A 5,537-nucleotide genomic window follows, 5' to 3' on the forward strand; every position below is an offset into this window, starting at 1 on the left:
ATGGCGCCCCGCCCCCTGCTATGCCGGGCCGGCTACTCGCGGTTGCTGCGGCCCAGCAGGGCGGCCGAGTCCGGGTCGCCGATGCGGGTCGCCACCGCGCCCTTGAGCACGGTCAGGGCCGCGGGCAGCGCCGCGACCGCCGCCGCCTTGAGCGAGCCGATCGATGTGAGGTCGAACTTGTCGGCCAGCAGCAGGCCGAGGAACGCCACGGCGTACGTGGCGACGGTGCGCTCGACCAGGTCGACGATGAGCTTCCGCATGGTCAGGACTCCTTCGCGGTGAAGGTGGTGGGGTGCGCGGTTGCGGAGCACCCGGTGGCGGCGCCGTTCTTCGGAGGGCATGCCGTCCTGCGGGACTGCGGTGGGGTGCCGGACGCCCCGGGGCGGGGCCGTCGGAGCCGTCGGGGTCGGAGGGGGTCGACGGGGCCAGAGGGTCGGAGGGCATGCGCCATCGGGGAGTTGCCGCCCCGGTGTACACGTTCAAGCCGCCGGATCCGACGACGCGCCCCGGTACCGATTTCCTTTCCGCGTCCGGCCCCGCGCCCGCCTCACCCCAGCGGGGCGCTCAGCTCCACGGCGCGCAGCGCCGCCGCCAGGGCGGGGGCGTCGCCGACGTCGAGGGCGGTGTCCGCCAGCTTGATCACGTGCTCGTCGCCGTGCGCCAGGGCCCGTTCGAAGACCTCCTCGGGGGTGAGGGTGCCCGGCGGGGTGCAGGCCGCCGGCTCGGTCGGCGCGTACATCGCGGTGACGGCCGCCGACGCCGTCCAGGCCGCCCGCAGGCCGGCCGGCCACAGGTCCGGCGGGAGCGCGGGCAGGGCGCGCAGGACGGCGTTGGGGGCGGTGGCGGCGTGGACGAGCATGGTCTCCTCGCCGTGCCCGTAGGCGGCGTAGCGGTGGGTCGCCGCCCGGACGAGTTCCGCGAGGCGGTCGGCCGCCTCCTGCGGCCACGTGACCCCGGCCGCCCACGCCGGCAGGGCGGTGACGCGGTCGAGCCGGGCGGGGAAGCCGCCGTCCTGGAGGGCGATGGGCGGCACCGCGTCGAGGGCGGCTGCCGCGCCGGACAGCACGCCGGACAGCGTGGCGAGGGCGGCGACGGGCCGGTGGCGGGCGGCCCAGTAGCCGAGGCCGTGGGCGAGTTCGGCCAGCCGGGGCCCGGTGGCCTCGCCGCCGGACAGCAGGGTGCGCACGGCGTGCCCCACCCGGATCACCGGGTGCGTCGAGCCGCCGTACAGGCCGGGCAGCAGCCGGGGCCACCAGCGGGCGAGCACCTCGCGCCAGGGGTGGTCGGCGAGTTGGCGCTCGAAGTGGTCGATCCAGTCGGCCGCGCGGCTCGGATCGCCGAGCGCCGCACGCCAGTTGGCGGCCGTGACCGGCTCGACGCGCGGCGGGAAGTCCTCCAGCTTGCGCGCGTACTGGTCGAGCCAGCGGTGCACCGACCGTGCCTGTCCGTGGGCGGCGAGGGCCTCGACGGCCATCGGCGCGTGGTTGGTGAGCCGTCCGAGCCGCTCGGGCCCGGAGGCGTGCAGTCGTTGGAGCGCCTCGTCCAGAATGCCGGTCGTATCCGTCGTGTCCACGGCAAGGACCGTAGGCGGTACGCCACGGACGGCGTAACGGGCCGGAGACCTAGGCCCGGCGAAGGGCTCCGGCCTGCCCGTCCGCCCCCGGCGGGCAGGCGGCGGCGCCTCAGGAGCAGTCCCAGTGGTGGTCCACCGGGCGGTCCGGGCAGGAGCGGCACTCGAAGACGTACACCCCGCCCGCGTCCCCGATCATCAGCCCGGCGGGGCTGTGCGCCCCGCGGCCGCCGTCGGCGTCCCGGCGCTCCTCGCCGGTCTCGTCGTCCTTGTCCTCCAGCGGGAGCCAGGTGCGGTACGACTGGCCGTCGTACTCCCAGCTGCTCACCGTCAGGAGGTGCTCCATCGTCCGCCCGCAGGTCGGGCAGTCCGGCCAGCAGGGCTCCTGGGTCCAGCCCGGGTACCCTCCGAGCTTGATCCCCGGCGCCTCGGCCAGGTGGTAGCCGTACCACAGGCCGGTGCGGGCCCGCAGCTCCTCCATCCGCACGCTCAGTTCCGGGCCCAGGCCCTCCGGCATGTCCCAGCTCGGGTAGTCGACCACCGACTCGGGGTGCAGGACGCACGGTGCCGGGATGCTGTCCTTCGGCGCACTGCCCACGGTCGGCGGCACGGCGGCGAGGGCCGGGCCGACCTCCTCGGAGCTCCGCCAGCGCACCAGGGGCGTCGCGGTCGGGCAGCGGCCGATGATGAACGGGCACCAGAGCACCTGGAGCAGGTCCGTCCCGGCGGGGAAGGCGAGTTGGGGCACGTCCCGGCGGTGGATCTGGACGACGGGGACCAGCGGCACCGGCCCCTCCGTGGCGGGCCCGCCCCACTCCCCCGGGTGGCTGGTGCTCGGGCACAGCGGCCACGGCTCGTCGGCGGGCCACAGCAGCGGCCCGCCGACCGAGCTCTCGGCCGCGGACGGGCTGCCGGCGCGCGGGTGGAGGCGTACGGCGTCGCGGCGCAGCGGCACCAGCTCGGGGAACAGCTGCTCCAGGTCCACGGGGCGCTTCGGGGTGGTGCGGGTCATCGTCGTCTCCATCGTGCGGTGCTCGCGCGGGCACCGCGCACCCGCCGACGGCAACACCGTAGGACACGCCACCGACAGCGGCTCCGCCCGCCGTCCGGCCCGCCCAGCGACGGCGGGCCGAACGGCGGCGGGCGGGGACGGGAGCACCTCCGCTGCGGGCGGGCGGGGATGCCAATGCCGTGGACACCGACCATCCAGTCCCCGGCGTCCGTTTTTTGACGTACCGTCAGCTCGCACAGGTGCAGGTGTCCTCCGTAGACACGGCCGCCGGTACCGCGATCGTCGTCACGACCCCTGCCTTCGCCACGGCCCGCGCCGGGCCCCGCACCGCCGAGGAGACGTCATGAGCGAGCCACGCCCCCGCACCGCCGAGCCATACCGCACCGAACCACGCACCGCCGGGCCGCGCGCCCGCCGCCGGACCCTCGCGGCCGGTCTCGCCCTCGCCGCCGCGCTGACCACGGCCGCCCAGGCCGTCCCCGCCCAGGCCGCCGCCACCCCGGCCCTCGACCGCTACTACCAGCAGCGCCTCGACTGGCACAGCTGCGTCCAGGGCCCGGACGACCAGGTGGGCGCCGACCTCGAAAAGGCGGGCGCCCGCTGCGCGGAGGTCACCGTGCCGCTCGACTACGGCGACCCCGGCGGACGCACCGTCACCCTCGCGCTCTCCCGGATCAAGGCCACCGACACCCGCCACCGGATCGGCACGCTGCTGCTGAACGACGGCGGCCCCGGCAGTCCGACGCTCGGCGCGCCGACGAGGGTGCACACCGCGTTGAAGGACACCGCCGCCCGCTTCGACATCGTCGGGCTGGACCAGCGTTTCGCCGGCCGCAGCGCCCCCCTCGACTGCGACTGGCCGATCGGCTACAACATCACCTCCGCCGGGACCACCCGGGCCTCCTTCGAGCGCCAGGTCGCCTTCCAGCGGGACCTCGCGGCCCGGTGCCGTTCGGCGGCCGGGGACCTGCTGCCGCACGCGAGCACCCGCGACGCGGCCCGGGACATGGACGTGGTGCGGGGCGCGCTCGGCGAGCGGCGGATCTCCTACCTCGGCCTCTCGTACGGCACCTACCTGGGCACGGTGTACTCCCAGATGTTCCCCGGCCGCTTCGACCGGGTGGTCCTGGACAGCGCGCCGGCCCCGGACCACGTCGGGCCGGAGCTGCTCCCCAACATGGTGCGGGCGAACGAGCGGGCGTTCGCCGACTGGGCGGACTGGGCCGCGCGGCGCAACGACACGTACGGGCTGGGCCGCACCCGCGAGGAGGTGGTCGCCGGGGTGCTGCGGACGGTCGGGGCGGCCTCGGCGCGCCCGCTCGTCCTCGGCACCGGCGCGGACGCCTTCGAACTCGACGACACCCGGGTGCCGCTGCTGGTGTTCGGGAACCTCCAGGGCGACTCCGACGCGGAACGGGCGGGCCTCGCCGAGCTGATGGCGGTGCTCGCCGAGGCCGCGGCGGGCCGGCCGGTCACCCCCTCGGCCGAGACCACCGCCCTGCTGCACTTCCTGTTCACCCCGCAGGGCTCGCAGGCCGGCAGCGTCTCGCAGGCCATCCTGTGCGCGGACGGTGCGGCGCCGCGCGATCCCGAGGAGTACTGGCGCCGGATCGAGCGCGACCGCGCCCGGTACCCGCTGTCCGGCCCGCTGCTCGACAACATCTCCCCGTGCGCCTTCCTGGACGCCCCGCGCGAGGCGCCCACCGAGGTGCGCCGCGACGCCCGGGCGCTGATCCTCTCCGCCACCGGCGACCCGCGCGCCCCCTACCGGGACGGCGTCGCCCTGCACGGGCTGCTGCCCAGCTCCCGGCTGCTGACCCTGCGGGGCGCCGACCAGCACGGGCTGTACGGGACGTACGGCAACGCGTGCGTGGACGACGCGGTCAACGCCTACCTGGCGGGCGGGCGCCTGCCGGAGGCCGACGTGACCTGCACCAAGTAGCGGCAGCGTCCCGCCGCCGTCCGAACGCGGTCCGGGCGGCGGCGGACGGCGTGCGTTCGCGTTCGTGCTCGTGCTCGTGCTCGCGCTCGGCAACGGCTCGGGCACGCTGGGGAGTTGAGTACGGGGGCGGATTGCGGGCCGCGGCGCGGGCGGGCCAGGGTGTGGGCGCGGACGCGCGCGACCCGAGAGGATCCCTGCCGGTGAAGAAGCTGCTGAAGGACGTGGCGACGAGCCTCGTGTACCTCGTCGTCATGCTGGTGAACCCGCTCCTCAACGGCGTGCAGTCGCTGCGGGCGCACCACTGGCCGACCGAGCGGCGCAAGCTCAGGCTGATCGGTTCACCGACGGCGCGGGCGGCCCGGGCGGCGGAGCGGGAGCGGATCCGGGGGCTGGTCGAGGCGCTGGGAGCGGTGGAGGGGGTCGAGCACCTGCTGACCCAGGTACTGGACCAGTCCACCCGCCCGTCCACCTACGGCCTGGACCACCCCCGGGACACCCTGCTGGTCTGCCGCATCCACGCCCGCGCCTACTTCGTCGTCCGGGAGGACGTCCTCGACGTCCTGCGGCGGATCGAGGCGGCGAACGTGGCCGACTGGCAGGCCAACGGGCAGGGGCCGGACCCGCACGGGAGCCTGGAGCACGCGCTGCGCTGGTACCGCGACGGCGGCGTCGACGCCAACGGCTGGCGGATGGACCCCCCTTGCCTGTCCAGCCCCGGCGCGAAGCTGACCTGGGACCGGCCCGGCATCCCGCCCCGGGACCCGATCCCGGCGGGCCCGTACCCCAACCGGCTCTTCGCGCTGGAGCAGACCCCGCCGGACGCGGACGCGGCACGGCTGCTGGACGAAGCCCGTGCGGACGGGCGGGGCGTGGTCCTGGAGCTGGCCTTCGGCGCGGGCTGGGTCGACTACTGCCAGTACCACAAGGTGGCGCGCGGCGGCTTCGCGGGGCGCGGGCGGCTCTGAGCGGGGGTGCCCGGTGGGGCCGGGGCGCCCGGACGGCCTCTCCGGGCC

5 protein-coding genes are annotated in these 5,537 nt (G+C 76.1%); 2 read left to right on the top strand and 3 right to left on the bottom strand.

Annotated features, from left to right (window positions below; all coding sequences use genetic code 11):
* Positions 1–32 precede the first annotated feature (32 nt).
* From ACFU7Z_RS35360 to ACFU7Z_RS35370, 3 genes are all read right to left on the bottom strand, one after another.
* On the bottom strand, positions 33–260 hold the full coding sequence (locus ACFU7Z_RS35360) for a holin (protein ID WP_049657972.1): 228 nt from the start codon (positions 258–260) through the stop codon (positions 33–35).
* A 287-nt stretch (positions 261–547) separates the two neighbouring features.
* Positions 548–1,573, bottom strand: coding sequence for a questin oxidase family protein (locus tag ACFU7Z_RS35365; RefSeq protein ID WP_380782095.1), 1,026 nt, complete (start codon positions 1,571–1,573; stop codon positions 548–550).
* A gap of 109 nt (positions 1,574–1,682) precedes the next feature.
* The gene (locus ACFU7Z_RS35370; RefSeq protein WP_380782097.1) at positions 1,683–2,582 is read right to left on the bottom strand and encodes a DUF1963 domain-containing protein; all 900 of its coding nucleotides are present in this window, start codon (positions 2,580–2,582) and stop codon (positions 1,683–1,685) included.
* A 343-nt stretch (positions 2,583–2,925) separates the two neighbouring features.
* Between ACFU7Z_RS35370 and ACFU7Z_RS35375 the strand changes: the two genes are divergently transcribed.
* Entirely contained in the window at positions 2,926–4,524 is a 1,599-nt protein-coding gene (locus ACFU7Z_RS35375) for an alpha/beta fold hydrolase (protein ID WP_380782099.1), read from the top strand.
* A gap of 200 nt (positions 4,525–4,724) precedes the next feature.
* Complete coding sequence (locus ACFU7Z_RS35380) at positions 4,725–5,489, top strand: hypothetical protein (RefSeq protein ID WP_380782101.1); 765 nt, start codon at positions 4,725–4,727, stop codon at positions 5,487–5,489.
* Positions 5,490–5,537 lie beyond the last annotated feature (48 nt).

Origin of the sequence: Kitasatospora sp. NPDC057518 (assembly GCF_042802075.1) — a bacterium.
Lineage (GTDB): Bacteria > Actinomycetota > Actinomycetes > Streptomycetales > Streptomycetaceae > Kitasatospora.

What these genes read in the sequence shown, in the direction of transcription:
- ACFU7Z_RS35370 (WP_380782097.1), bottom strand. Translation starts at nt 2,582, where the DNA reads ATGACCCGCACCACCCCGAAGCGCCCCGTGGACCTGGAGCAGCTGTTC.
- ACFU7Z_RS35375 (WP_380782099.1), top strand. Translation starts at nt 2,926, where the DNA reads ATGAGCGAGCCACGCCCCCGCACCGCCGAGCCATACCGCACCGAACCA.
- ACFU7Z_RS35360 (WP_049657972.1), bottom strand. Translation starts at nt 260, where the DNA reads ATGCGGAAGCTCATCGTCGACCTGGTCGAGCGCACCGTCGCCACGTAC.